The 24,715-nt window shown below is 38.8% G+C and carries 23 protein-coding genes and 1 other annotated feature; of the genes, 1 reads left to right on the plus strand and 22 read right to left on the minus strand.

Annotated features, from left to right (window positions below; genetic code table 11):
* Positions 1–215 precede the first annotated feature (215 nt).
* From rplT to infC, 3 genes are read right to left on the minus strand one after another with little or no spacing between them, the layout of a single operon-like run.
* Positions 216–566, minus strand: a complete 351-nt coding sequence (rplT, locus tag LKD20_RS08305) for a 50S ribosomal protein L20 (RefSeq protein ID WP_005376311.1) — start codon at positions 564–566, stop codon at positions 216–218.
* 46 nt (positions 567–612) lie between these two features.
* On the minus strand, positions 613–810 hold the full coding sequence (gene rpmI, locus LKD20_RS08310; RefSeq protein WP_004696338.1) for a 50S ribosomal protein L35: 198 nt from the start codon (positions 808–810) through the stop codon (positions 613–615).
* Between the two features lie 21 nt (positions 811–831).
* Positions 832–1,350, minus strand: coding sequence for a translation initiation factor IF-3 (infC, locus tag LKD20_RS08315; protein ID WP_005386139.1), 519 nt, complete (start codon positions 1,348–1,350; stop codon positions 832–834).
* A 486-nt stretch (positions 1,351–1,836) separates the two neighbouring features.
* Between infC and LKD20_RS08320 the strand changes: the two genes are divergently transcribed.
* Positions 1,837–3,330 carry a DASS family sodium-coupled anion symporter gene (locus tag LKD20_RS08320; RefSeq protein WP_156720080.1) on the plus strand — a complete coding sequence of 498 codons (1,494 nt, stop codon included), beginning with the start codon at positions 1,837–1,839 and terminating at the stop codon, positions 3,328–3,330.
* 149 nt (positions 3,331–3,479) lie between these two features.
* Here the strand turns inward: LKD20_RS08320 and LKD20_RS08325 are convergent, their stop codons facing one another.
* The 19 genes from LKD20_RS08325 to LKD20_RS08420 form a co-directional block, all read right to left on the minus strand.
* Complete coding sequence (locus LKD20_RS08325; protein WP_227721455.1) at positions 3,480–4,037, minus strand: MarR family winged helix-turn-helix transcriptional regulator; 558 nt, start codon at positions 4,035–4,037, stop codon at positions 3,480–3,482.
* Positions 4,038–4,572: 535 nt separating this feature from the next.
* Complete coding sequence (locus tag LKD20_RS08330) at positions 4,573–5,778, minus strand: MFS transporter (protein WP_227721456.1); 1,206 nt, start codon at positions 5,776–5,778, stop codon at positions 4,573–4,575.
* Positions 5,779–5,999: 221 nt separating this feature from the next.
* On the minus strand, positions 6,000–7,910 hold the full coding sequence (thrS, locus tag LKD20_RS08335; protein WP_105085858.1) for a threonine--tRNA ligase: 1,911 nt from the start codon (positions 7,908–7,910) through the stop codon (positions 6,000–6,002).
* 73 nt (positions 7,911–7,983) lie between these two features.
* Positions 7,984–8,216: a binding site (T-box leader), on the minus strand.
* Positions 8,217–8,387: 171 nt separating this feature from the next.
* A complete protein-coding gene (locus tag LKD20_RS08340) occupies positions 8,388–9,377 on the minus strand; it encodes a hypothetical protein (protein WP_227721457.1) in 990 nt (329 codons plus the stop codon).
* A gap of 10 nt (positions 9,378–9,387) precedes the next feature.
* A complete protein-coding gene (locus LKD20_RS08345; protein ID WP_227721458.1) occupies positions 9,388–9,663 on the minus strand; it encodes a DUF4911 domain-containing protein in 276 nt (91 codons plus the stop codon).
* Between the two features lie 96 nt (positions 9,664–9,759).
* Positions 9,760–11,001 carry a peptidase U32 family protein gene (locus tag LKD20_RS08350; RefSeq protein ID WP_227721459.1) on the minus strand — a complete coding sequence of 414 codons (1,242 nt, stop codon included), beginning with the start codon at positions 10,999–11,001 and terminating at the stop codon, positions 9,760–9,762.
* Positions 11,001–11,609 carry an O-methyltransferase gene (locus tag LKD20_RS08355; protein WP_024066665.1) on the minus strand — a complete coding sequence of 203 codons (609 nt, stop codon included), beginning with the start codon at positions 11,607–11,609 and terminating at the stop codon, positions 11,001–11,003. Before LKD20_RS08355 ends, LKD20_RS08350 begins: the two co-directional genes overlap by 1 nt.
* Before the next feature lie 23 nt (positions 11,610–11,632).
* A complete protein-coding gene (mltG, locus tag LKD20_RS08360) occupies positions 11,633–13,039 on the minus strand; it encodes an endolytic transglycosylase MltG (protein WP_227721460.1) in 1,407 nt (468 codons plus the stop codon).
* Between the two features lie 170 nt (positions 13,040–13,209).
* Entirely contained in the window at positions 13,210–13,506 is a 297-nt protein-coding gene (locus tag LKD20_RS08365) for a DUF1292 domain-containing protein (protein WP_227721461.1), read from the minus strand.
* 24 nt (positions 13,507–13,530) lie between these two features.
* Positions 13,531–13,950 (minus strand): Holliday junction resolvase RuvX, encoded by a 420-nt coding sequence (gene ruvX, locus LKD20_RS08370; protein WP_227721462.1) that lies wholly within the window; start codon positions 13,948–13,950, stop codon positions 13,531–13,533.
* Positions 13,950–14,210 (minus strand): IreB family regulatory phosphoprotein, encoded by a 261-nt coding sequence (locus tag LKD20_RS08375; RefSeq protein ID WP_009351224.1) that lies wholly within the window; start codon positions 14,208–14,210, stop codon positions 13,950–13,952. The genes ruvX and LKD20_RS08375 overlap by 1 nt, the downstream gene beginning before the upstream one ends.
* 155 nt (positions 14,211–14,365) lie before the next feature.
* On the minus strand, positions 14,366–16,981 hold the full coding sequence (gene alaS / locus LKD20_RS08380) for an alanine--tRNA ligase (protein WP_227721463.1): 2,616 nt from the start codon (positions 16,979–16,981) through the stop codon (positions 14,366–14,368).
* Between the two features lie 215 nt (positions 16,982–17,196).
* Positions 17,197–18,006 carry a C40 family peptidase gene (locus LKD20_RS08385; RefSeq protein ID WP_295781633.1) on the minus strand — a complete coding sequence of 270 codons (810 nt, stop codon included), beginning with the start codon at positions 18,004–18,006 and terminating at the stop codon, positions 17,197–17,199.
* 83 nt (positions 18,007–18,089) lie between these two features.
* The gene (locus tag LKD20_RS08395) at positions 18,090–19,100 is read right to left on the minus strand and encodes a glycosyltransferase family 2 protein (protein ID WP_105089393.1); all 1,011 of its coding nucleotides are present in this window, start codon (positions 19,098–19,100) and stop codon (positions 18,090–18,092) included.
* Positions 19,101–19,623: 523 nt separating this feature from the next.
* Positions 19,624–20,001, minus strand: a complete 378-nt coding sequence (locus tag LKD20_RS08400) for a hydrogenase expression/formation C-terminal domain-containing protein (RefSeq protein ID WP_227721464.1) — start codon at positions 19,999–20,001, stop codon at positions 19,624–19,626.
* A 46-nt stretch (positions 20,002–20,047) separates the two neighbouring features.
* On the minus strand, positions 20,048–20,626 hold the full coding sequence (locus LKD20_RS08405; RefSeq protein ID WP_227721465.1) for a HyaD/HybD family hydrogenase maturation endopeptidase: 579 nt from the start codon (positions 20,624–20,626) through the stop codon (positions 20,048–20,050).
* A complete protein-coding gene (gene cybH / locus LKD20_RS08410) occupies positions 20,619–21,428 on the minus strand; it encodes a Ni/Fe-hydrogenase, b-type cytochrome subunit (RefSeq protein WP_105089396.1) in 810 nt (269 codons plus the stop codon). The genes LKD20_RS08405 and cybH overlap by 8 nt, the downstream gene beginning before the upstream one ends.
* A gap of 14 nt (positions 21,429–21,442) precedes the next feature.
* Positions 21,443–23,344: a nickel-dependent hydrogenase large subunit gene (locus tag LKD20_RS08415; protein WP_227721466.1), complete on the minus strand. Its 1,902-nt coding sequence runs from the start codon at positions 23,342–23,344 to the stop codon at positions 21,443–21,445.
* A complete protein-coding gene (locus tag LKD20_RS08420; protein WP_227721467.1) occupies positions 23,344–24,483 on the minus strand; it encodes a hydrogenase small subunit in 1,140 nt (379 codons plus the stop codon). Before LKD20_RS08420 ends, LKD20_RS08415 begins: the two co-directional genes overlap by 1 nt.
* Between the last annotated feature and the right edge of the window lie 232 nt (positions 24,484–24,715).

Genomic DNA, 24,715 nt, shown 5'->3' on the forward strand with positions numbered 1-24,715 from the left:
AAGATAAAATGCCGATAGAGCTAGTATTTAACTAGTTCCATCGGCATTAACAGCAACACTTTTTGTCCTATAACCCTAAAATAACTGTTCCATTAGCTACTCCTTCTCTATTCTCTCGCTTTTACACAACACGATATATATTTTCACTGTATCATACTTTCACCATACAAAAAAGGACCCTCCAAAGAGAGTCCTTAATTTATATTGTTATGCTATTAAGCGTTTTTAGCTACTTCAACAAGTTTAGCGAATGCTGCTGCATCGTTAACTGCCAAGTCAGCCAACATTTTACGGTTAACTTCAACGCCTGCTTTAGTCAAACCAGCGATGAAACGGCTGTAAGTTGTGCCATTGATGCGAGCCGCTGCGTTGATACGAGCGATCCACAATTGACGGAATTCGCGTTTTTTCGCACGACGGTCACGACGAGCGTAGTACAACGCTTTCATTACTGTTTCGTTAGCTTTTTTGAACAAACGGGAACGTGTACCGCGGTAACCTTTAGCTAATTTTAAAATCTTTTTATGACGTGCATGAGCTGTAACGCCCTTTTTCACTCTTGCCATTGTATATTCCTCCTAAATTACGATATATCGATCTAATAGTTAACGATTAAGCGTATGGTAAGCATTTAGCTACGCGTTTGTGGTCAGCTTTTGCAACCAATGTAGCTTTACGCAAATTACGTTTACGAGCTGGAGATTTTTTCTCAAGAATGTGGCTTTTGAAAGCTTTTGCACGCTTGAATTCACCAGTACCAGTTACTGCGAAACGTTTAGCCGCTGCGCGACGAGTTTTAATTTTTGGCATAATTATAATCCTCCCAAAACATTATTTACTTACTAAAATCATGGTCATGTTACGACCTTCTAATTTAGCTGCTTTTTCAATAGACGCTGTTTCTTTGAGTTCTTCAGCGAAACGTGTCAATACTGCCATGCCTAGTTCTGGATGTGAAAGTTCACGACCGCGGAACATGATAGTTACTTTTACTTTGTTACCTTCACCCAAGAATTTGGATGCGTTTTTCATTTTTACGTAAAAGTCATGGTCTTCAATATGTGGACGTAACTTAACTTCTTTTAAAGTTACGATTTTTTGTTTCTTCTTCGCTTCTTTCTCGCGTTTTTGTTGTTCATAACGATATTTACCATAGTTCATAATACGAGCTACTGGTGGTTTAGCGTTAGGTGCAATTTCCACAAGATCAAGATGCTTTTCTTCAGCCAATGCCAATGCCTCACGGCCAGACATAATGCCGATTTGTTCGTTTTCAGGACCTACGACACGAAGTTCACGAGCACGAATCTCTTCATTAATGCGTGGTGTATCCTTGCTAATAGCGTTCACCTCCAAGAGAATAAAAAAAACGGACGGCAAACACCATCCGAATAGAGTTCTCTATATTAACCTCATACTTCTCGGTATTAGGTGAGTGGCGGATGGCCTCTGCTTCATAAATTACTTAATTATAATAACAAATCGACTGGTGAAAGTCAACAAAAAATAATGATCTTTTAACAATGAATTTGTTATTACAACTCTTATAGTATAACAGACATTATAAGTTCTGTATATAGGTATACTTACTGAAACCGCGCTCTCTTTATGTATACAATATTCTTATAAATTATACAACTAATTCTATAGAAAATACGATACAATAATATTCATAGAGTAGTCTAGCTTATATAGTGTACTTTATAGAATAGTGTACTTTATAGGATAGTGTACTTTATAGAATAGTATGCTTTATAGGATAGTCTGGCTTATATAGTTTACCTTATTTATTATTATACAGTAATAGGTATTACACAAATTGAAAGGAGTTTTATTATGAGTGTAACAACTACTGCCCCTCCTCAAAAGGCGCGTACAACTGCTCAAAATATTGGACTTATTTTATCCTTTATTGTTTTAGGCGGTATTTTATTATTGCCTACACCAGAAACATTATCTACCGGCGGTCATCGTATGATCGGTGTCCTCGCCTTTGCCATCATCTTATGGATGACCTCAGCAGTTTCCTATCCAGTAAGTGCTACCATGATTACTGCACTTACCGCTTTACTATTAGGGTTCTCACCGAATCCCGAAGCACCTGCTAAAGCGATGGGCACAGCCAATGCCTTGAAGCTGATCATTTCTGGTTATTCTTCACCAGCCATGATTCTCGTAGGCGCGGCTATGTTTATCTCTGTAGCTATGCGTAAAACAGGTCTCGATCGTCGTATCGCCATGTTAGTACTATCTAGCGTTGGTACTAAGGTTAGCCGTATTTATTTAGGTGTTATTATTACAGGGCTTATCCTCGCCTTCTTCGTACCTAGTGCAACAGCTCGTATTGCTTGCTTAGCACCGATTATCATTGGTATTGTTGAGAACTTAGGTATTGAACGTAAAAGCCGCGTAGCCGCTCTACTCATGGTAGGTGCCGTACAAGCCGATACGTTCTGGAATATTATGATTCAAACGGCTGCCGCTCAAAATCTTGTGGCTGTAGGCTTTATACAAACTCAGATGAATACATCTATTAGCTGGATAGATTGGCTTACTGCAGCGGCTCCATTCTCCATCATTATGGTTATCATCGCCTATTTCTTAACACAAGCATTAATTAAGCCGGAGTTTAAAGAACTTGTAGGTGGCGATGTACAACTCGCTAAAATGCGCCAAGAAATCGGTCCTATGAGTACTGACGAAAAGAAACTATTATGTATCTCTATTGGTCTACTTGCATTATGGGCTACTGGTGGCAAGCTCCATTCTATCGACACAACAACTACAACAATTGTGGCCATTGCATTATTCTTCTTCCCTAAAATTGGTATTATGGACTGGAAATTTGCACAGCCAAACATCGACTGGGGTTCCATCGTTATGTTTGGTGCTGGTATCGGTCTTGGCTCTGTATTACTTAAAACAAAAGCAGCCACTTGGCTTGCTCAAGTATTCGTAAACGCTTTCTCCCTTGAAAGCGCCAGCGTATTTATTTTAATTGCTGTAATGGCTGCCTTCCTCATTGTCATTCACCTAGGCTTTGCCTCTGCTACAGCCCTCTCCTCTGCTATGATTCCTATCGTAATATCCATCGTAGTAGGTCACAATGCAGAAGGTCTTAACCCAATTGGCGTAACCATGCTTATGCAATATGCGATCTGCTTCGGTCTAGTATTACCAGTAAACTCTCCACAAGGTATGGTAGCTTACGGTACCGACACATTCGACGTAAAAACATTTATGACTACAGGTATTCCATTGACTATTATTGGCTATGTAATGATGCTCGTATTTGCTCTTACATATTGGCACTGGATTGGTATAGCTTAAAAGTAACTAACAAAACATCAGAATCCTACAATTTCTTACTAACAGAAATTGTAGGATTTTTTGTTTTAACTGGTTAACTTACGCCATATCCCCACTTTATCTATTATGCTCACTCACTCTATCGCTTACTTCAATACTTACTCTATTTCTTACTCTATTTTTTCTGGACTGAAATGTCTAAGTATAAATGTTAGATCAGATTTAATATTACTCTTCTTATTTTTGCGCATAGCTGAAAACATATTACCTAATACTTTATCATGCACAACTTGTACTTCTTCAAATAAAAGCTTTCCTTCATAAGTCAAAGCAAGACTTTTAGATCGTCTATCAGTTGAACACACACTACAAGTCAGTAAACCTTTCTTTGTTAAATTTTTTACAACTGCAAATAAATTTCCATACGACACGCGTAACTCATCCACTATAAAGCCTAATGTTGGTTTACACGACGAAACATAGACAAACTCCAACACATTATATTGCATCGGTGTCAACCCAAAACGTCTTAATACAGCTACCTCCTTATCATGAACCACCGTATATATACGCTCAAATAAAAACCATAACTTCTTATCCTCTGGCATAAATACATCTCTAAGCACTCTTTTGGCTAACTTTAACCGTTTACCGTATCGCATAGCTCGCTCTAATCGATTAAAACCTTCTTCACTTTCACTAACCTCACGCAATCGTAATCGCGCCAATAAACTCACTCCTTTACCATTTTACAAATTTTCCATACATAACCTATTTTCCAGATACTACCAGTTAAAAATATTTATTTTTAACTGGTAGTATCTCTAAAATGACGTGTATCTCTGCTTAGCAAAATTATTTTTAACTGGTAGTATCTCTAAATCAGCTTATATCTTCACTTAGCAGAATTACTTTTAACTGGTAGTATCTCTAAAATGACGTGTATCTCCACTTAGAAAAATTACTTTTAACTGGTAGTATCTCTAAAATGACGTATATCTCCACTTAGCAAAATTACTTTTAACTGGTAGCAGCAGCTTGCATTGTGTTTTTACATCAAAATTTGAATAGCCAAAATAATATTCGACAAAGATTCTAAAACTCCTGCAAAATAACAGTATTATTCCAAAATACTAGAAATATAATTACAAATTTAAATACAGGTACAAAAAAAGCGCCGTCCGAAGACAGCGCTTAATGTAGTTAAATTATTTACTAATCTTATTTACTAGTTTTGTTTATTAATCTTATTGACTGGTTTTCTTATTCTAATTCCTTACCTTTAAGTTCAGGGATCAAGAATAGGGTTGCAAGAATATCAAATACGTAGATAATAGCTAGGAATGCAATTGCTACTTGGTAGGAGTACATAGAGATGATCATTCCTACTACCATTGGACTAAAGCCGCCTACAGCACGACCGATATTAAATAGTACGTTTTGAGCCGTTGCACGGGCAGTTGTTGGGTAGGCTTCTGCCATCAAGGCACCATAACCACCCATCATACCATTTACAGCAGCACCTAAGATAGCACCAGCAAATAGCATCGCTGTTGGATCAGATAGTTGAGAGTAGATTAAAATAGATGCTACAGCACATACTTGGAATAGAATAAATGTAGGTTTACGACCGATTTTATCTGCCAAACGTCCAAATAGCCAAATACCAACCATCATGCCACATACAGTAACAGCTGTCCATAAACCGGATTTTGTAAGGGAGAAACCTAATTGCTTACTTAAGAAATTAGGTAACCAAATCATAATACCGTAATAACCAAAGTTTTGAACTGATGTTAAAATAGCAACACCAATAGATGTCTTTGTTGTTCTTACATCTTTTACTAATAACTTGAAAGAGTTAGTATGTGAATGTTCCTTAGATTCTTTACTTTGTACAAAGATTTCTGGTTCATGTAGTTTAGCTCGGAATACCCAAGCAACCAAGGCAGGAATAATACCGACCATAAACATCCCGCGCCACCCAATAATAGGAATGAGTAACGGTGTTAACAAAGCGGCCGCTAATACGCCTAATTGCCAACCAAGGGCAACATAACTTGTTGCTTTAGCACGGTGCTTAGCAGGCCAAGCTTCGGCAGCTAAAGCCATGCCAATCCCAAATTCACCACCTAGACCAATACCAGCGATTGTACGGTAAATAAGAAGATCCCAATACCCTTGAGCAAAGGCACAAAGACCTGTAAATACCGCAAAAAGTACGATAGTCCAAGTCAATACGCGAACGCGACCAAACTTATCGGACAAGGTACCAAAGATAAAGCCACCTAGTACGGCACCTACCAAGGTCCACGTTACAAGAGAACCGGCTTGACCTGTAGTTAATCCTAAATCTCCAGAAATTAAGGTTAGCATAAAGCCTAAAATCAAGAGATCAAAACCATCCATTGCATAACCAATAGAGGACCCAATGACTGCTTTCCAGCCGTATGAATTTACTTCTTTCATAATATTTCCTTTCGCTACTCACAGGTAACAATTAAAGAGATAGCCCCCACTATACAAATGGCCAACTCCTAGACTTAAGTCTAATGAAAGGCTTAGTATATGGGGGCTAAATTTATATATGTTTATTTTAACACATATAAGAGATTAGATTATAACCAATTAAATATAACAACTCATCATATCCGCATCAACTATATTGATGAATAAGTCATCTAAATCAATTAGTTACGTTCTTTGATTTCAATTTTAATGGAATTGAAGAATTCTTCAAATGGTACGGAACCTAATTCGTCACCACCGTGTTTACGAACGTTAACTGTACCTTCTTCAACCTCTTTATCACCTACAACAAGCATGTAAGGAACTTTTGCCATTTGTGCTTGACGGATTTTATAACCGATTTTCTCGCTACGATCATCCACTTCTACACGTACATAGTCGCGGTGCATTTGTTTTGCCAATTCTTTAGCATATTCAACATGTTTTTCAGAGATAGGCAAGATTTTAACTTGTACAGGAGCCATCCAAGTTGGGAATGCGCCTGCATAGTGTTCAGTTAAGATACCGATGAAACGTTCCATGGAGCCGAAGCATGCACGGTGAATCATGATAGGACGATGTTTTTGACCATCTTCACCAATGTATTCAATTTGGAAACGTTCAGGCAAGTTCATATCCAACTGGATAGTACCACATTGCCATGTACGACCTAAGGAGTCTTCGATATGGTAGTCAAGTTTAGGACCATAGAATGCACCATCGCCAGGGTTGATTACGTAAGGAATACCTTTTGCTTCAATGGCATTGCGCAATGCTTCTGTAGCTGCTTCCCAGATTGCATCATCACCCATTGCATTGTCTGGTTTAGTAGACAATTCAACATGGTATTTCAAGCCGAATTGGCTATAAATACGGTCGAACAATTCGATAACTTTCATCAATTCAGATTGCATTTGATCTGGCAACATGAATACGTGAGCATCATCTTGTGTAAATGCACGTACACGGAATAAGCCGTGTAAAGCACCGGACAATTCATGACGGTGTACTAAACCAAGTTCAGCGTAACGTAATGGGAAGTCACGGTAAGAATGCATTTCGTTTTGGTAAACCAAGATACCGCCTGGGCAGTTCATTGGTTTAATTGCATACTCTTCATCATCAATGATTGTAGTGTACATATTTTCACGGTAATGGAACCAGTGACCAGATGTTTCCCACAATTGTTTATTTAAGATGATTGGTGTACGAATTTCTTCATAATCAAATTCATGGTGAACTTCACGCCAGAAGTTTTCCAATTCGTTGCGGAGCGCCATACCTTTTGGTAAGAAGAATGGGAAGCCAGGACCTTCTTCTTTGATAACGAATAAGCCTAGTTCTTTACCAAGTTTACGATGGTCGCGTTTAGCTGCTTCTTCAAGCAAGTGAAGGTATGCATCAAGTTCTTCTTTCTTTTCAAATGCTGTACCGTAAATACGTTGCAACATTTTATTCTTTTCATCGCCGCGCCAGTATGCACCTGCAATGCTTTGTAATTTGAAAGCTTTCACCTTACCAGTGGATGCCACGTGAGGACCTGCACAAAGATCGATGAAGTCACCTTGCGCATAGCAAGAGATAACAGCATCTTCAGGAAGATCTTCGATCAATTCTACCTTGTAGTCTTCATTTTTAGATTTGAAGAACTCGATAGCTTCTTGACGAGACATTACGGATTTAGTGATAGGCAAGTTTTCTTTTACAATACGGCTCATTTCTTTTTCAATTTTGCCCAAATCTTCAGGAGTCAAAGTATGTTCCATATCGATATCATAGTAGAAGCCTTTATCGATTGCAGGACCAATAGCCAATTTAGCTTCAGGCCATAAGCGTTTAACCGCTTGAGCCAAGATGTGAGAAGCTGTATGACGCAATGTATGTTTACCGCCATCTTCTTCAAATGTTAAGAATGCTACTTCAGAACCATCAACGAGTTCTTCACGAAGGTCTGTTAATTCGCCATTTACGTTTGCAGCTAGTACTTTTTTAGCCAAGCTGTTAGATAATTGTTTTACTGCTTCCCCAAGAGTAGTGCCAGCAGCGTATTCCTTTGCACTACCATCAGGTAAAATGATTTTTACATCTGCCATTTTAATTTCCTCCAATTATTATCTAGGATAGACTGGATTTTTGTAATAAAAAAAGACCCTCTATCCCTACAAAACAAGGGACGAAGATCATTCGCGGTTCCACCCTAGTTAACTACCTATACGAATATATGTGTATAGTTAATTCACTTCATTAAGCCCGATAACGGTGGCGGCCGTATTTGCCTACTTAGGTTCGACAAATCAGTTTAAAGGGGGTAACTCTGATATATGTGTAAGGCATTTCCAGCATCAGCCTCTCTCTGGTACACAGGGATATGAGAATCATGTCCTTTGCATAACTTTTACTAGATTATAGTATCACAGGGAATTAAAAAATTCAATACGGTTAAATAGTAAATTTCATAAATTCTATAAATTCAACATAACGCCCTTATCTCCTAAACAAAAAGAAAACGGCCCGAATATACCGAGCCGTTTTGTAAGATCTATTAAACTTTGAAGATTTTATTAGATCTATTAGCGTTTAAAGTTTGTAGATAACATAGCGCCAATTACTTTTTCCAATTTGCTATTGGAAAGATCTGGGCCTTTGTAAAGTGTTAAGAGTACATCATTAGAGTTATCTTGTTTAGATACCATCATAACACCGCTACCACGAGCACCATTATCGTCGTAATCTTTTGCTACGATAACGAGGTTCAAATAATGGTCCTTCATGTATGTATACACTTTGCTTGTACGAGCAGAGGAACCAATCATTTTCGCCATGCTCATGCCACGGTTAAATACGATTGCATTAGCATTATGAGGATTTGCCGCTAATTGTTGTTTTTCGTCATCATTTAGAGGCATAAGGTTTACCATGAGAGAGTCACCCATTTTACCACGGAACATGGCTGGCATTGTTTCCCGTACGTCTTCAGGAATACCTGTATCCGCAGTTAATTTCAATTCCTTAGGAACTGTCATATATAGAACGCCCTTGCTATTGCGGCCTACCTCTGTTGTACTGAGGTCTACAGCGCTAAGCATAATGGAGTCTTTAATAGTTGCTACTTGGTTTGCCAATGGTTTTTCTGGAACACCACGGCTTGCCAATTGTACATCACCGGACTTAGTTTTCTTCAACGTTTCTACATTCCAGTTAGCCCCTTTTTTGTCGGCGTCGCTAGCTTCTGTGAAAGCATTCGCCCCATCTTTTGTACCTACATACACGTAAGTTTGAGCTGGGATAATTGTATCTGGTGCACCAGTTTTATTGAAAGCAGCACCATATACTACATTAGGGATCACAGTGGAGCCAATTTGTAAGTTGTTATTAGTTTGGCTTTCCACATCAAAGTTGATATTGCCAGTGAAGGTCATATCAGGACCATGATTGATGACTACTACATCCCCTGCTTGAGGGATGATAACAGGACCTACAGGGCCCGCCATAGCTACGCCGGCCATAGATACACTAAGGCAAGCTGTTAATAATGCACGTTTCAAAATAGATTGTTTCATAGATATACTCTCATTTCTCTATAGTGACATAATCAGATAAGCTAGTTAATACTTCAATGGCTAATGGCTTTGTAGATGGTGTGCAGCGCAACATGCACCGCCCACTCGTATCTACAGAGGTCATAACACCTAAATATTCATAGCCTTCAATGATGCGATTGATATAGTTCGTATGCTTCGGTTCAAGATGAAAGTACACATACGCCTCTTCCCCAGAGGTTGCTAAATCTGGTACATCAGTAAATGCACCGATAGATTTACTCGGTTCTAAAGATGTACCACTCATAAGTCCTCCTACACATCATTACTATAATATGTAAATGCTATACATGTCGCTAGTATAGGCATCCATTAGATATGTTTGTCGTTAATATACTACGTACTAAGCTTCTTTTGGTTTGCACTCACGGCGCATCATAGAATATGGCTCAAGTGGTGTATCCATGTAGATACGTACTTTCATTTGCGCATGAGGCGCTACGTCGATTGGATTACCATCTTCGTCTGTCATTTTTTCAATTACAGTTTCCACAAGTTCACCTTTAGGTTGGCAGAATTCTACTTTATCGCCTACCTTGAAGTTATTACGTTGTTCAAGATCAACGTATTTTTCTTCTTCGTTGTAACCCATAACTAAACCGATAAAATCATGGCTTTGTGTGTTAGTAGATTTACCATAATTTTGGGCTGTTTCATCAGGACGACCTTCTGCAAAGCCATCTGTATATGGACGATGAGAAATCTTTTCTAATTCTGCAATCCATTCCGGACGAACATACCAATCTTTACCTTCTTTAAGGTATGTATCGATAGCAGTACGGTATACCTTAGCCACTGTTGCACAGTAGTGAACGGATTTCATACGACCTTCGATTTTAAGGCTATCAATACCAGCTTCATAAAGATCTGGAATGCGGTGAATCAAGCACAAGTCCTTAGAGTTAAAGATATATGTGCCATGCTCATCTTCTTCAATTGGATAGTATTCACCAGGTCGATTAGATTCCACAAGGGAGTATTTCCAACGACAAGATTGAGAGCATTGACCGCGGTTCGCATCGCGATTGCCTGTCATGTAGTTAGACAATAGGCACCGACCAGAGTAAGAAATACACATAGAACCATGTACGAAAGATTCGATTTCGATATCTACATTGTCCTTCATTTCTTTAAGGTCCGCCAAAGACACTTCACGAGCTGCTACAACACGTGTAGCACCAAGTTCTTTCCACATTTGCACTGTATGCCAGTTTGTCGTAGATGCTTGTGTACTTACGTGAAGTTCAAGGCCTGGAGCCACGCGTTTAGCAAGGCTAAAGATACCCATATCAGCAACGATGATTGCATCAACGCCGATACTTTCAAGGAATTTCAAATACTCCTCTAAGCCTTCAAAGTCCTCGTTGTGAGGAATGATATTACATGTTACATGGATTTTCTTGCCATGAGCATGTACAAATTCTACAGCTTCCTTTAATTCCTCGTCGGAGAAATTAGAGTTACCTGCGCGCAAGCCAAAGCGTTTGCCTGCACAATATACGGCATCCGCACCATAGCGAATCGCCATTTTAAGCTTGTCCATATTACCAGCTGGACAAAGCAATTCCATAAAATGTTCTGCCATTATTTGTTGTGCCCTTTCCACACACTCACACTCATACCATCACCCATTGGATAGATGGTGGTGTTAAACAATTCTTTATTTTCAACATATGTTAAGTATTCTTTTAACCGTTTTACGATAGTTTTGAACCGTTTTGGCGGCTCCTTATCGCCCCTTACATAGCCTCTAAAGAGTACATTGTCCGCCAGAATAACGCCTCCTTCTTTCACATGCGGCAAAATGAGTTCTAATTGCTTTAGATATTGCCCCTTAGGGCCATCTAAGAACACTAGATCATATTCACCGGTGAGTTCCGTTAAGACTTGAGACGCATCGCCTTTCAACAATGTAATTTTATCGGCATAATCAGATTGGTTAATATAATATTTCGCCATTTCGTGACGCACATCATCTAATTCAATAGATGTAATATGTCCCTCCTCTTTATCGAGTAGCGGAGCCATCAATAAAGCTGAGTAACCAATGGCGGTGCCCACCTCTAACACAGAGGTGGGCCGGTACAAACCTATTAATTCTTCAAAGAGATGAACCTCAGATTCTCGTAGAATCGGTACATCATTAATCATCGCGTAAATACGCTGTTCATTTAAAATATCATTTAATGTCATGAAAGTAGATTAAATCTCCTACATTACTTAGTACTATTACTACCAGGGATTACAAGCGTAGAGCGATCAACAGATTCAGCTGGCTTTACTTCAATATGAGGTACTTGTTGTGTACTTGGTACATCATTTTGCATAGATTCTGGAGCAGGTGTTGTAGTTGGCACATAAGAGTTAGAACTAGATGATTGAGTTGCTGGTGCAGATTGTGCTGGTGCTTGTGGAGCTGGTGTTGGTGCTGGAATTTCAGCAGCTGGAACCGTTGTTGGTGTATATTTGTACGTAGGTTCCACATTAACATATTGAGAATCTGCTTCCACCGCTTCTTCAGAGCTGTAATTGTAGTTAGGCTCTGTCGTTGCCACAGCCACGTCATAGTTAGGACCAGCTTGTACTGCGGCCTCTGTATTAGAGGATGTAGCCGTATCATTACCATAGATTTTATGAACTTCCGCTAAATGTTCTTCATATGTTTTAGAGAAGTGGTTATGTCCATCTTTATCTGCTACAAAGTATAAATAATCTGTATCTTCAGAATGCAAAACTGCATCTAATGCTTTTTTACCAGGGTTCGCAATTGGACCAGGTGGCAAGCCTTTTGATACGTATGTATTATACGGGCTTTGTAATTGCGTATCACCAATAGTTACATCTTCTTTTGCATAACCAAGTACATAGGAAATGGTTGCATCAGATTGCAATGGAATACCATGGGCTAACCGTTTTTTAAATACCCCTGCAATTGTTGGACGATCTGCATCAAACAAAGATTCACGTTCAACAATGGATGCCAATGTTACAAAGTCATGAATACTCATGTGTTGAGCTTGAATTTGTTTCTTCACAGCCGGTGTGAGGTAACGATTCATTTCGTCAGCCATCATTTGAATCACTTCACGTGGCGTTGCACCTACTGGAATTTCATAAGTACTTGGGAATAAGAAGCCCTCTACCGGATATGTAGCAGGTCTTGTACCTTTCATATATGGATATGGTACAAAGGTCTTTGCTTCTGCTAAGAAATCCTTTGCCTTCATAATTTGATTTTTTTCAAGAACGATAGCAATATCACCAACTGTGTATCCTTCAGGAATTGTAACACGAATAGATTCTACATGACCTTCTTGTAATAAAGAAATGAGTTCGCGCACAGTTACCTTGTTAGGAATTTGGTAGTGACCAGTTTGAAGTTTATCATTGGTGCCGCTCAAATATAACCAAAGCTTAAAGCCTTGTGTAGAACGAATAAGACCTCGTTCATAGAGCATGTCTGCAATTTCAGTGCCAGTCTGCCCTTTTTCGATGACAAGTACTTGTGTACCATCATCTTGAGCAAAGGTGTTTGGCACTAAATAAATCGCTCCCAAACCACCTGCGATGATTAATACGCCTACAATAATAAGGATTAAAATATATCTTAAGGCTTTTCTCACGACGTTGAGTTCCTTTCTGTAACATAACAGTATTTATCATCTTATTATACCATAAAGTCCATATTTCCCCTATACAAAAGGACATTATCATATTATGGGCATCTTAATATATAACAAATAAAAATAGCGTATTGCCCAAAGACAACACGCTATATTTATAAAGAAGACGACTACTCGCCATCTTCCATTTCTTCATACAATTTTACTAGAGTTTCAAAGTTATCGTCATCTTCATCTAAAGGTACGTATTCTTCTACGCCTTCTTCATTTTTTTCGATGCGAGCCAAGATCATGTATGTGTCATCTTGACCTTCATGGTCAGCCTCTTCATCTTGTACATGTACAAGAACAGCATATTCTTGGCCTTCATGGCTCAAAATAATATCCTCTGTGAAATACTGTTTGTTACCGTTTTCATCTTCGAATTCCAAGTAATATACTTCGCCTTCAAAATTTTGGTCAACCATCGGAAACCCTCCTTAAAAAAATACTTATTTATTAAACTGCAAGCGATCTAAATATCCTTGCAAAATTACAACCGCTGCCATTTTATCAATAACGGACTTACGTTTTTTACGACTCACGTCAGCTGCAATGAGTTGGCGTTCAGCCATAACAGTAGATAACCGCTCATCCCAATATGTTACAGGTAAATCGATGACCTCTTTCATCTTTTCAACAAATTCTTCGGTCTTTTCAGCCCGTTCACCTTTTGTACCATTCATATTTTTCGGCATACCTACTACAAGTTCGTGTACTTCATATTCAGTAATGAGTTCTTGTAAGCGGTTAAAGTCTTTTTCAAAAGATGTTCTACGAATGGTTTCAATACCTTGTGCTGTCATGAGCAGTGCATCACTACAGGCAATACCGATAGTACGGCTGCCCACATCTAATGACATAATTCTCATTATAGTTGTTTTGCCTTTGCGTATTCTTTCAACAATTCCTCAATCAAGTCATCCCGTTCTAAACGGCGGATATCAGAACGCGCATTATTATAGCTTGTAATGTACGCTGGATCCCCAGAGATTAGATAACCTAAAATTTGATTGATTGGATTGTAACCTTTTTCTTGAATAGATTGATAAACGCGAGTGAGAACCTCTTCAGCAGTCATCGGTTCATCGTCTACTTTACGGAATAACATAGTTTCATCAGAAACCTTCATCGTATCCCTCCTTTTTATTACATTGGCAGGTTTCACTGTAAAAAGTGAAACCTCGCCTCCTATTATACTTGAATTAAAGCTACAAAGTCAGTAACTTTTTATGCATTATAAAATTTTTCTATAACAGATATAAGTATAATTATAAAATTATATGCCTATTGTAACATAGATGTTAAAGCTTCACCACCAGCTTTTAATGCATCCATCAATTTAGCTGGTTCTTTACCGCCTGCTTGAGCCATATCTGGACGGCCACCGCCATTACCACCAGCTACTTGAGCTGCGGCTTTTACGATGTTACCCGCTTTAGCACCTTTAGCTACTACATCTTTGGAGACTTTACATACAAAGTTAACTTTGTCATCACCCATAGCAGCGCCTACAAGCACTACGCCAGAACCATCTAATTTATCAAGGCCCATATCAGCTAGATCACGTAATTCATCAACAGAGGAAGCTTTTACAGAAGCCGCTACAAATGTTACATCGCCAATCATAACCTTACCAGCAATGATATCAGCTGCTCCCGCTGCAGAAAGCTCTTTACGAATTTGTTCTAATTCTTTTGCAGTTTCTTTTGCTTCTGCCAAGACTTGATGTAAGCGTTCTTCTACTTGAGGAGCTTTAGTTTTAAGTTCCCCTGCCATGCGTTCGATAGTCAAACGATCATGTTTTGCTGCATCAAGAGCTGCACGACCTGTAATCGCTTCAATACGACGTACACCAGAACCGATACCAGCTTCAGAAGTTAAGCGGAAGGAACTAATGAAAGCAGTATTGCCTACATGAGAACCACCACATAATTCAACGGAGAAACCAGGAACCTCTACAACGCGAACTACATCGCCATATTTATCGCCAAAGAGTGCCATTGCACCTTTCGCTTTTGCTTCGTCCATGGACATTTCAGCAATAGCTAGGTCTGTAGCTTTTAAAATCTCTTCATTTACAAGAGCTTCGATTTGATCAAGTTCCTCTTGTGTTACAGGGGAGAAATGAGTGAAGTCAAAGCGCAAGTAATCCGGAGTTACTAGAGAACCAGCTTGGTTAACATGCTCGCCAAGAACCTTTTTCAATGCTGCATGTAACAAATGTGTTGCTGTATGGTTGCGAGCCATTGCTGCGCGACGATTTGTATCCACTTCAAGTGTTACATCATCACCTTCAGAGATAGAACCTTCTACAACAGTACCGATATGATATACAGTGCCTTCAGGTAAACGTTTTGTATTATGAACCTCTACCTTACCCATTGGGCCAACGATAAAGCCTGTATCACCTAATTGACCGCCCCCTTCAGCATGAAATGGAGTAGTGCGTACGATAACAGTAATTTCATCGCCATCAGCTGCTGTTTGCAAGCGTTCAGAACCTTTACCAAGCATCAATACGGAGGATGCAGTTTCTGCTTCATCTTCAACAAGTTCTTCGTCTTTCAAGAACGTAATGTCTGGTGTTGCTACCTTCGCATCTTCTTTTACACGAGCTTCACGAGCGCGTTCACGTTGTTCCTTCATAGCTGCTTCAAAACCTTCATGGTCAATTGTAAAGCCGCGTTCAGAAGCGATTTCTTCTGTTAATTCCCAAGGGAATCCATATGTATCATAGAGTTTAAATACTTCTGTACCAGGAACTACAGTTGCTTTTTCAGCTGCAAGTGTATCGATTAAGGAGTTTAATAACTCAAGACCTTGTTCCAATGTTTGGTTAAAGCGTTCTTCTTCATTTTGTACAACACGTTTAACAAAATCTTGTTTTTCTGCAATGGATTTGATGCCAGGGCCAAGAATATCTACTACTACATCAACAAGTGGTGTTAAGAAGATACCTTCAATACCAAGTAAACGGCCATGACGTACAGCACGACGTAAAATACGACGCAATACGTAACCACGACCTTCGTTGGATGGCAATACACCATCAGAGATCAATGCGGTAACAGCACGAGCGTGGTCAGCGATAACCTTCAAAGAAACATCTGTATTTGGATTTTCATTATATGTAACGCCAGCGCGTTTTGCAGTCGCTTCAATAATAGGGAAAATCAAATCTGTTTCAAAGTTTGTTTTGCAACCTTGCAATACGGAAGCCAATCGTTCAAGACCAGCGCCTGTATCGATGTTTTTATGTTGCAATGGCTCATATGTGCCATCTGGCATTTTATTGAATTGAGTAAATACTAAGTTCCAGATTTCAAGATAGCGATCGCAATCACAACCTGGTGCACAGTTAGGATCATCACAACCATGTTCAGGACCTTGGTCGAAGAAGATTTCACTATCAGGACCGCATGGACCTTCACCAATTTCCCAGAAGTTATCTTCAAGACGTGTAATGTGGCTTTCTTCTACACCACAATCATTATGCCAAGTATCATAAGCTTCTTGGTCATCTGGATATACAGTTACATATAATCTATTTTTATCGAGTTTAATAACTTCAGTTAAGAACTCCCATGCCCAGTGAATCGCTTCTTTTTTGAAGTAATCACCGAAGGAGAAGTTACCAAGCATTTCAAAGAATGTATGGTGACGAGCTGTGCGACCTACGTTTTCAAGGTCACCAGTACGCATACATTTTTGGCTTGTTGTAATACGATGACAAGGAGGTACCAATTTACCTGTAAAGAAAGGCTTCAATGGCGCCATACCTGCCCCGATCAATAATAGAGACGGATCGTTTTCTGGAATAAGAGAAAAACTATCTAATTTTAAATGTCCTTTGCTTTCAAAAAACTGCAAGTATGCTTGACGCAGTTCATTACCCTTCATGTGTATATTCCTCCTAAAATTATTTACTATTCATTATAACGTAAAACCGATATAAAATCTATCAAAAACATTGAGGTCATGCGGAGTTCCTATACTTTTACAATGAGAAAAGTTAGGATAAAATTCAAGTTTTACATAAACGAAAAAGAGGTTATACAAATCAACAGAACATAATTGATTCGTATAGCCTCTTTTAAAGCTAGTTATATATTAGCTTAGATAACGCGTTTTGCGCCGATATAGCGTTCACCCCAATAGCCAGTATCAAGATCTGCTACTGCAACACCACGACTGGAAGTGGCGCTGATGAACTTGCCATCGCCAATATAAATACCGGAGTGAGACGGACCTGGTTCATATGTTTCAAAGAATACCAAATCCCCGGCTTTCAAGTTTGCACGAGAAACTTCAACACCTACGTTATATTGTTCATCTGCCAAACGTGGTAAAGAGATACCTTGTTTCGCAAATACATATTTAACATAACCAGAGCAGTCAAAACCACTTGGAGTAGTGCCACCAAATACATATGGTACACCGCGGTATTTATCCGCTTCTGCCAAGATAGCGTGAATGCTATTTGGTGTTTCATTTTTTGTAATATTATTTAATTTAATATTTTTGCCAGTAATGGATTGACCTGCAATACGACGAGACGTCGCATTGTTGTTTGTGAAAGCGGATTTTGTCGCTACTGCTTTTGTCGCTGCATTTTGAGTCAATACTGCCTTCGTAGAACGAGGAGCACTCATCAATGCATTATACGTAGCAGGACCTACGATACCGTCCACTGGTAAGCCACGATCTTGTTGGAACAGACGAACTGCCCATTTCGTTTCTTTACCATATACACCATTTTTATCTGTAGCATTATAACCGTGTTTAATTAGTTGTTGTTGAACCGCTGTAACACTTTTGCCCTTATCACCATATTGTAATGTTGTTGCACCTACCATGGCTGTTGTGGCACACACAAAAGTTAATGTTAATGCCGTTATTTTAACCTTACTATATTTTGACTTCATATGCTTCCTTTCCAAAAACTTTTAAAGTAAGTTATTTATTCAAAATATACTAACCGTCTATTTATTTGCATTCACAAATACAGCTAGTCTTCTTTGCTTTTGTGAGTATAAGTCTCAGGTGCCATAAACACATCTGCACTACTAGGTCCAAGTAATGGAGCCTCTTCATGCTCATCAAAGTTTATGGCTGACTTAACCCAATACAAAGGCCGTTGCTTCACCTCTTCAAAAATACGACCTACATACTCGCCAATAATTCCCAGTCCGACGAGTTGAATCCCACCAATGAACAAAATTGATACGCCCAAGGTAGTCCATCCATTCAAGGCTTGACCCGTAAGATATACATACAAGAGGTGCAATATAAGCAAGAAGCTTAACCCACCACATAGTACACCGACGTACAAAGCAGCCCGTAAAGGAACTCTTGAAAAGGCTGTTACCCCATCGAGAGCAAATCGTATCATTTTGCGCACACTAAACTTTGAGACCCCTGCAAAACGAGGTGGCGCCACAAAGTGCAACTCAGCTTGTCTATACCCTAAGGCACCGACAATACCGCGCAAGAAACGACCATGTTCTCTAAACCGTTTCAATGTGCCCAATGCTTTACTATTCATGAGGCGGAAATCAGATCCACCTTCAACAATAGGAACATCAGCCATTTTGTTCATTAGTTTGTAATAATACTTAGACGTGAAAGATTTAGCCCAACTAGCATCTTCAGTTGAATCGCGTATGGTGCGCACCACATCATACCCCGATTCCCACAACCGAACAAGTTCAGGAATCAAAGCTGGTGGATGCTGCATGTCACCGTCCATTGTAATAACTGCATCTCCATGAGCATAATCAAGACCACAAGTAAGCGCAGTCTGATGCCCAAAATTACGAGCAAGCAATAACACTTTGACATGTTTATCATTGTAAGCAATTTCACGCAATATCATAGATGACGAATCACTAGAGCCGTCGTCTACGAAGATTAGTTCATAATCGTACGTGAGTCCTGACATAACATCAGTTACAGCTTTATAAAAATTCGCTATGTTCTCTTCTTCGTTATATACAGGCACTACAATAGAAAGTAACATAAATCCTCCAAAGTATTTTACTCACATATTTTAAGTTAATTAGTAAATTAAGGCAAATCATCAAGGTTAACAATAGGCAAATTTATATCTACAAACTCAGTAAATAAGCGATTTCTTCACACTCTACCGCTTTTCCTCTTCATTTACCTTATATATAAGTATATCAAATAAGTAATATATCATTTTATATATGAAACTACTTAATAAACCGTATTATAAAATAAATTTATATCAGTAAAAAGCTAAAAAATACTGTTATTAACTAACTAAACCAATAATTAATCAAAAAATCAAATAATTTTTTTACATCAAATACAAGAAATTCAACTAATTTCATTCAGTCTTCATGAAATCTATCGTAATTTTACAAATTTTTCTTTATATAAACCAATTATATATACTTAAAATATGAATAAAACACTAACATTATAAAAAACAAAGCTAATTTAATGATTCTAACTAACTGAATCACCAAAATCTTCTCCTGCAGAGAAGAAAGAGACCCTGATAAGGGTCTCTTATATTATAGGCCAGCAGCATCAATCCAAGATTGTAAATCTGCCTCTGCTAGTTCCATATCCTCTTCATATGCACCAGCTACGACTGGATACTTAGCAACCTCTACAGTGTGCAAAATCGAATCATCTCGGCCATTTTTAAAGGTGCCAATCCAAATTCCAGAGAATTGAGATTCATACCACTCTACAGGCTGATCTGTTTCATTGAAGTTAATCGTAATATGACCACGACCAAGTGTTTCTAATACCTCCACTTGCTCTTCTTCTGCAAGACCTGTTTTCTCTATATAAATAGAATAAGTCTCACCTGTTTCACGCAAATTTTTAAGTGCTAAACGCAACTCATTTAAAACGGCGCGAACATTACTATAATTCTCAATCATAAATACTCCTATTAGAGATAATTTTACATCTTATAAACCTATTAGTTTAAGTGTTAGGTTCTGCAGTTACGCCCCATTCTCGTAACACATTGAGTACACGCTCTTTCACCTCTGGTAAAGCTCGTTGTACAGGTGCACTAGGTTCAAAACCAATCTCTAACGATTCTGGTTCCACCCCAATAACAACAGCATCCTCTAAGGGGTCTTCTTGAATGGCGCGGATACGTAAAATATCTTGCATTCCTACTTCGTGTACAGAAATATGTTCTGTGAAATATTGTTCTAATTCCTTATGAGGGAACTCATATATAGTTCCTGGAGCTTCCCCACCATTAATAGCGTCTACGAGTAGAATTTTCTTCATACCACGCATATACGTAAGCAGCTCCATCCCCATCGTTCCACCATCAATAATAGAAATAGGCGGTGTAAACGTAAAAGAGTCTTTTAACTCTTTTACTACATGTACTCCTAGCCCCTCGTCGGTTAGTAATATATTGCCTACACCAAGTAGAACGATTTCATTATTACCATCATCATAAAGGCTATTTAAATCAATACGCGGACCCTCTGAGTCCGCGTATCGTTCCAAGCCACTGATGATTTCAGTACTTGTATTAGTCATTTTCTTGTAATTCTCTTTCTCTAGGATCGTTAGGATCACTTGGACGATATGTTGTACCAGATGGTTTATCGATACGTTCACCACGACGGCGTTTGCCATTGAGGTCTTCAATATCGATTGGATCATGCGCATAATACTTCATACCGGAAACCATGGCAGATACTTCACCAGATTCTTCCATAACGTCTTCTCGGAATGCCATGTACACATGAACAATAGTAAAGAACAAGAAGCCCCAAGCAATATAGTGATGGATAATATGAACCTTGTATTCACCACCAAATAATGTAACAACTGGAGCAAATAAAGTTCCTAAAATACCATTAGGATTAACCATTGAAAACATGGCAAAACCCGTTAAGATTTCAAAGAAGAACATAATGTACACCATCATGTACGCAGTTCTCGCTAAGGAGTTACGAAGCCAATGATGTTCATGCTTTTGAGGAATCATCAAATAGTGCAATGTAGTTTCTTTAAGACCGTACCAATACCGTTTTTGACGGAATTTAGGTAATAATCTGTCCCCTCGATTCCAAAGAGCACCAGCAAATCGGAAGATAAAGGAGAATGTTAAGATAACACCCGCAATGAAATGGATACGACGCATAGTTTCCATAGAGAACCAGCCGTCAATTGCAAAGGTTGGCTCTGGATTACCTGTAATAGCTGCAAACCCTGGATCACCAATATATAGGCCAGTCCAGAATAAAGCCGTTACACTAAGCACCATAGTCCAGTGGAATATGCGCAGCCATAAACTAAATACGACATACGCCTTTTTGTCAGTATGTATTAACATAAGCCCACCACCCTTTATTTACACAATGCATCTGTATTGACGGAAACAATTTTTTCGCCTTTTTTATTGTATAAATGGGTTGCACATGCGAGACATGGGTCGAAGGAGTGAATTACCTTCAAGATTTCAAGTGGTTTATCTGCAATTTTTACATGTGTATCAATCATGGAGTCTTCGTAGGCACCATGTTCGTTAGCTGCAGTCTTAGGACATGCATTCCATGTAGATGGTACGATACATTGATAGTTTGCAGAGCGACCATCTTTAATATGAATCCAGTGACCCAAACCACCACGAGGAGCATCTACAAGGCCAACACCTTTAGCATCTTTATCCCATGTATTTGGCTCAAATTTAGTCATATCAGCTACAGTAGTGTCACCATTTTTGATGTTAGCAACGAGTTTATCAAAGAAGTATTGACTCATATTTGCTGCTACTTGTGCATCAAGGCCACGACATGCTGTACGACCAACCATTGTAGTCATCCATACGTGAGCAGGAACGCCAAGTACTTGAGATACTGTATCGATTTGACGAACAATCATGGATTCTGCCCAAGTTGGATCTTTAATGATACCTTGTTTTACTTTTGTATATACAACGATATATTTTGCTAATGGGCCAACTTCTGCAGTTTTGCCTTTGAAAGTTGGGGATTTAATCCAAGAATATTTTTTATCTTCATCAAGGAATTCCCATTTTTCTTTTGTACCAGATTTAGGTCCTGTAAACTTAGGATCTGTAACACCTTCGATAGGATGAAGAGAGCTTTTACCATCTGGATATGTGAACCAGGAATGATCAACCTCTTCACTGAGGTATTGAGGATCCATGAAGTCTTTACCTTCTAATGGAATAAATGTAGCTTTATCTACGCCTAATGCAAAGTTTTCAACTACGCCATTAGAACGAACGACACATTTTTTATGGTAGTCACCATTAGAAATGCCAGAATATGTATCATCTGGATAGTCACCGTAGGACATAACGCGTTTTTTCGCAAGGCCACCGCCATCAATCATGCCTTTTTCTACATACATTTTGCCGATAGCTAATAGATCTGGCACGTAGAAATTATTTACCAAATCTTTAGCCAATGCAATAGATTCTTCTACCGCAGCAAGACGTTGTGTATTAATAGGCGCATTCATATCATTCATAGAAATAGAACATGGCATGCCACCTACAACATAGTGCGGATGAGGGTTTTTACCACCAAATACAACGTGAGGAATTACGATATCACGTTGACGATCAAGAATATTCAAGTAATGGGATACGGCCATCAAATGAACCTCTGGTGGCAACAAATTATAATCAGGATGATCCCACCATTGAGCGGAGAAAATACCCAATTGACCAGATTCTACAATTTTCTTAATCTTTTGTTGTATAGCTGTGAAATAAGCAGTTGTAGCTTTAGGGAACTCTTTAGGATATGCAGAGTCTTTAGACGCAGTTTCAGCAGGCGCTAAACCACTTACATTATAAGTATTTAATACATCATTTTGTAATTGTGCTGTTTTAGCTGGATCTGCACTAAGAGCTGCTACAGGGCTAACCCAGTCAAGAGCGTGTAAATGATAGAAGTGAACAATATGGTCATGTACATCTAAAGAGCTATGCATGATGTTACGAATGTAGTTTGCATTTTTAGGAATAGTAATTCCAAGAGCATCCTCTACAGCACGTAATGCTGCCAAGGCATGTGTTGTAGTACATACACCACAAATACGTTGAACGAACGCCCAAAGGTCACGAGGATCGCGATCTTTAGCAACAAGTTCGATACCGCGCCAAGCAGTACCAGAAGACAATGCGTCCTCTACTTTACCACTCGCTTCATCAACTTTTATTTCTACCCGTAAATGACCTTCAATACGGGAAATCGGATCTACTACTACGCGTTTCATTAGTGACCTCCTCCATTATTATGTTTCTTTTCATCCCATAAGCCTTGTTCTTTTAAGCGTTTTTCTTCTTTCATATCAAGAATTTTATTACGCGTAAGAGTGGCAGCACCATGAACGATAACTGCTGCAGTAGCACCAACAGCAGCTACTGTACCGATTGTATCAGCAGTTGTGATGGTATTAGCCAATGGAATATCTGGTAAACGTTTGTAGAATACGTCATTATCCCAGAAGCCCTTTTCAGAGCAACCAATACAGCCGTGACCGGATTGAATTGGATAGGACAAACCATTCCACCAACGTAAGTTACCACAAGAATTATATGTTTGAGGTCCACGACAACCTACTTTATACAAGCACCAACCAGATTTAGATGCATCGTCGTCGAATTTTTCAACGAAGAGACCAGAGTCAAAGAAGGCACGGCGGTAGCATGTGTCGTGAATACGATTGCCATAAAATTGTTTAGGACGGCCTTGAGAATCAAGAGGTGGAATTTGACCAAATAATGCATAATGCATGATTACACCAGTCATAACCTCTGGAATTGGAGGGCACCCAGGAACTTTGATAATAGGTTTGCCAGATACAACAGAAGATACAGATACTGTATTTGTTGGATTTGGTTTAGCCGCTTGAATACCGCCCCAAGATGCACAAGAGCCATATTCGATGATTGCTGCTGCACCTTTAGCCGCTTCTAATAAGGATTCTTTAAATGTGCGACCACCTACTGTACAGTAAACACCATTTTCATCAAGTGGCACACCACCTTCAACAGCCAAGATGTATTTGCCTGCTTTTTCTTTGATGATTTTCTCTAAATGTTCCTCTAATGGTGCACCAGATGCAGCCGCCAAGGTATCATCATATTCAAGAGAAATCATATTCAAAATTACATCAGATGTAAATGGAGAAGATGAGCGAATAAAGGACTCACTACAACCAGTACATTCATGACCATGTAGCCAAATTACCGTAGGCAATTCAGTTGTTTCAGCAGCCTTAACAACGGTGTCTAACATCGTTGGTGGCAAACCTAAAATAGCGGTGAGTGCTACACAGGATTTCATAAATGTGCGTCGACTCAAACGTCGCTCTTGGAAGAGTGTCCATAAACTGTTTACACGATTCTTCACGGAATATAGCCTCCTTACAACAACTTTGCGCAATATATCAATATTACTTAATGAACTACAACTATTATGATAATAATCATACTATGAAAATTAAATAATATACTACTTAATTCATCACAGCTATTACGATAACAATCATATTCTTACTACTTTATTATATCACTTAATATTTATGAAAACTATATAATTCAAATAAAAAAGCTGTATACAAGAAATTTTATTTAACTTGCAT

It is taken from the genome of Veillonella fallax (genome assembly GCF_020687175.1).
GTDB classification, from domain to species: Bacteria; Bacillota; Negativicutes; order Veillonellales; family Veillonellaceae; genus Veillonella; species Veillonella fallax.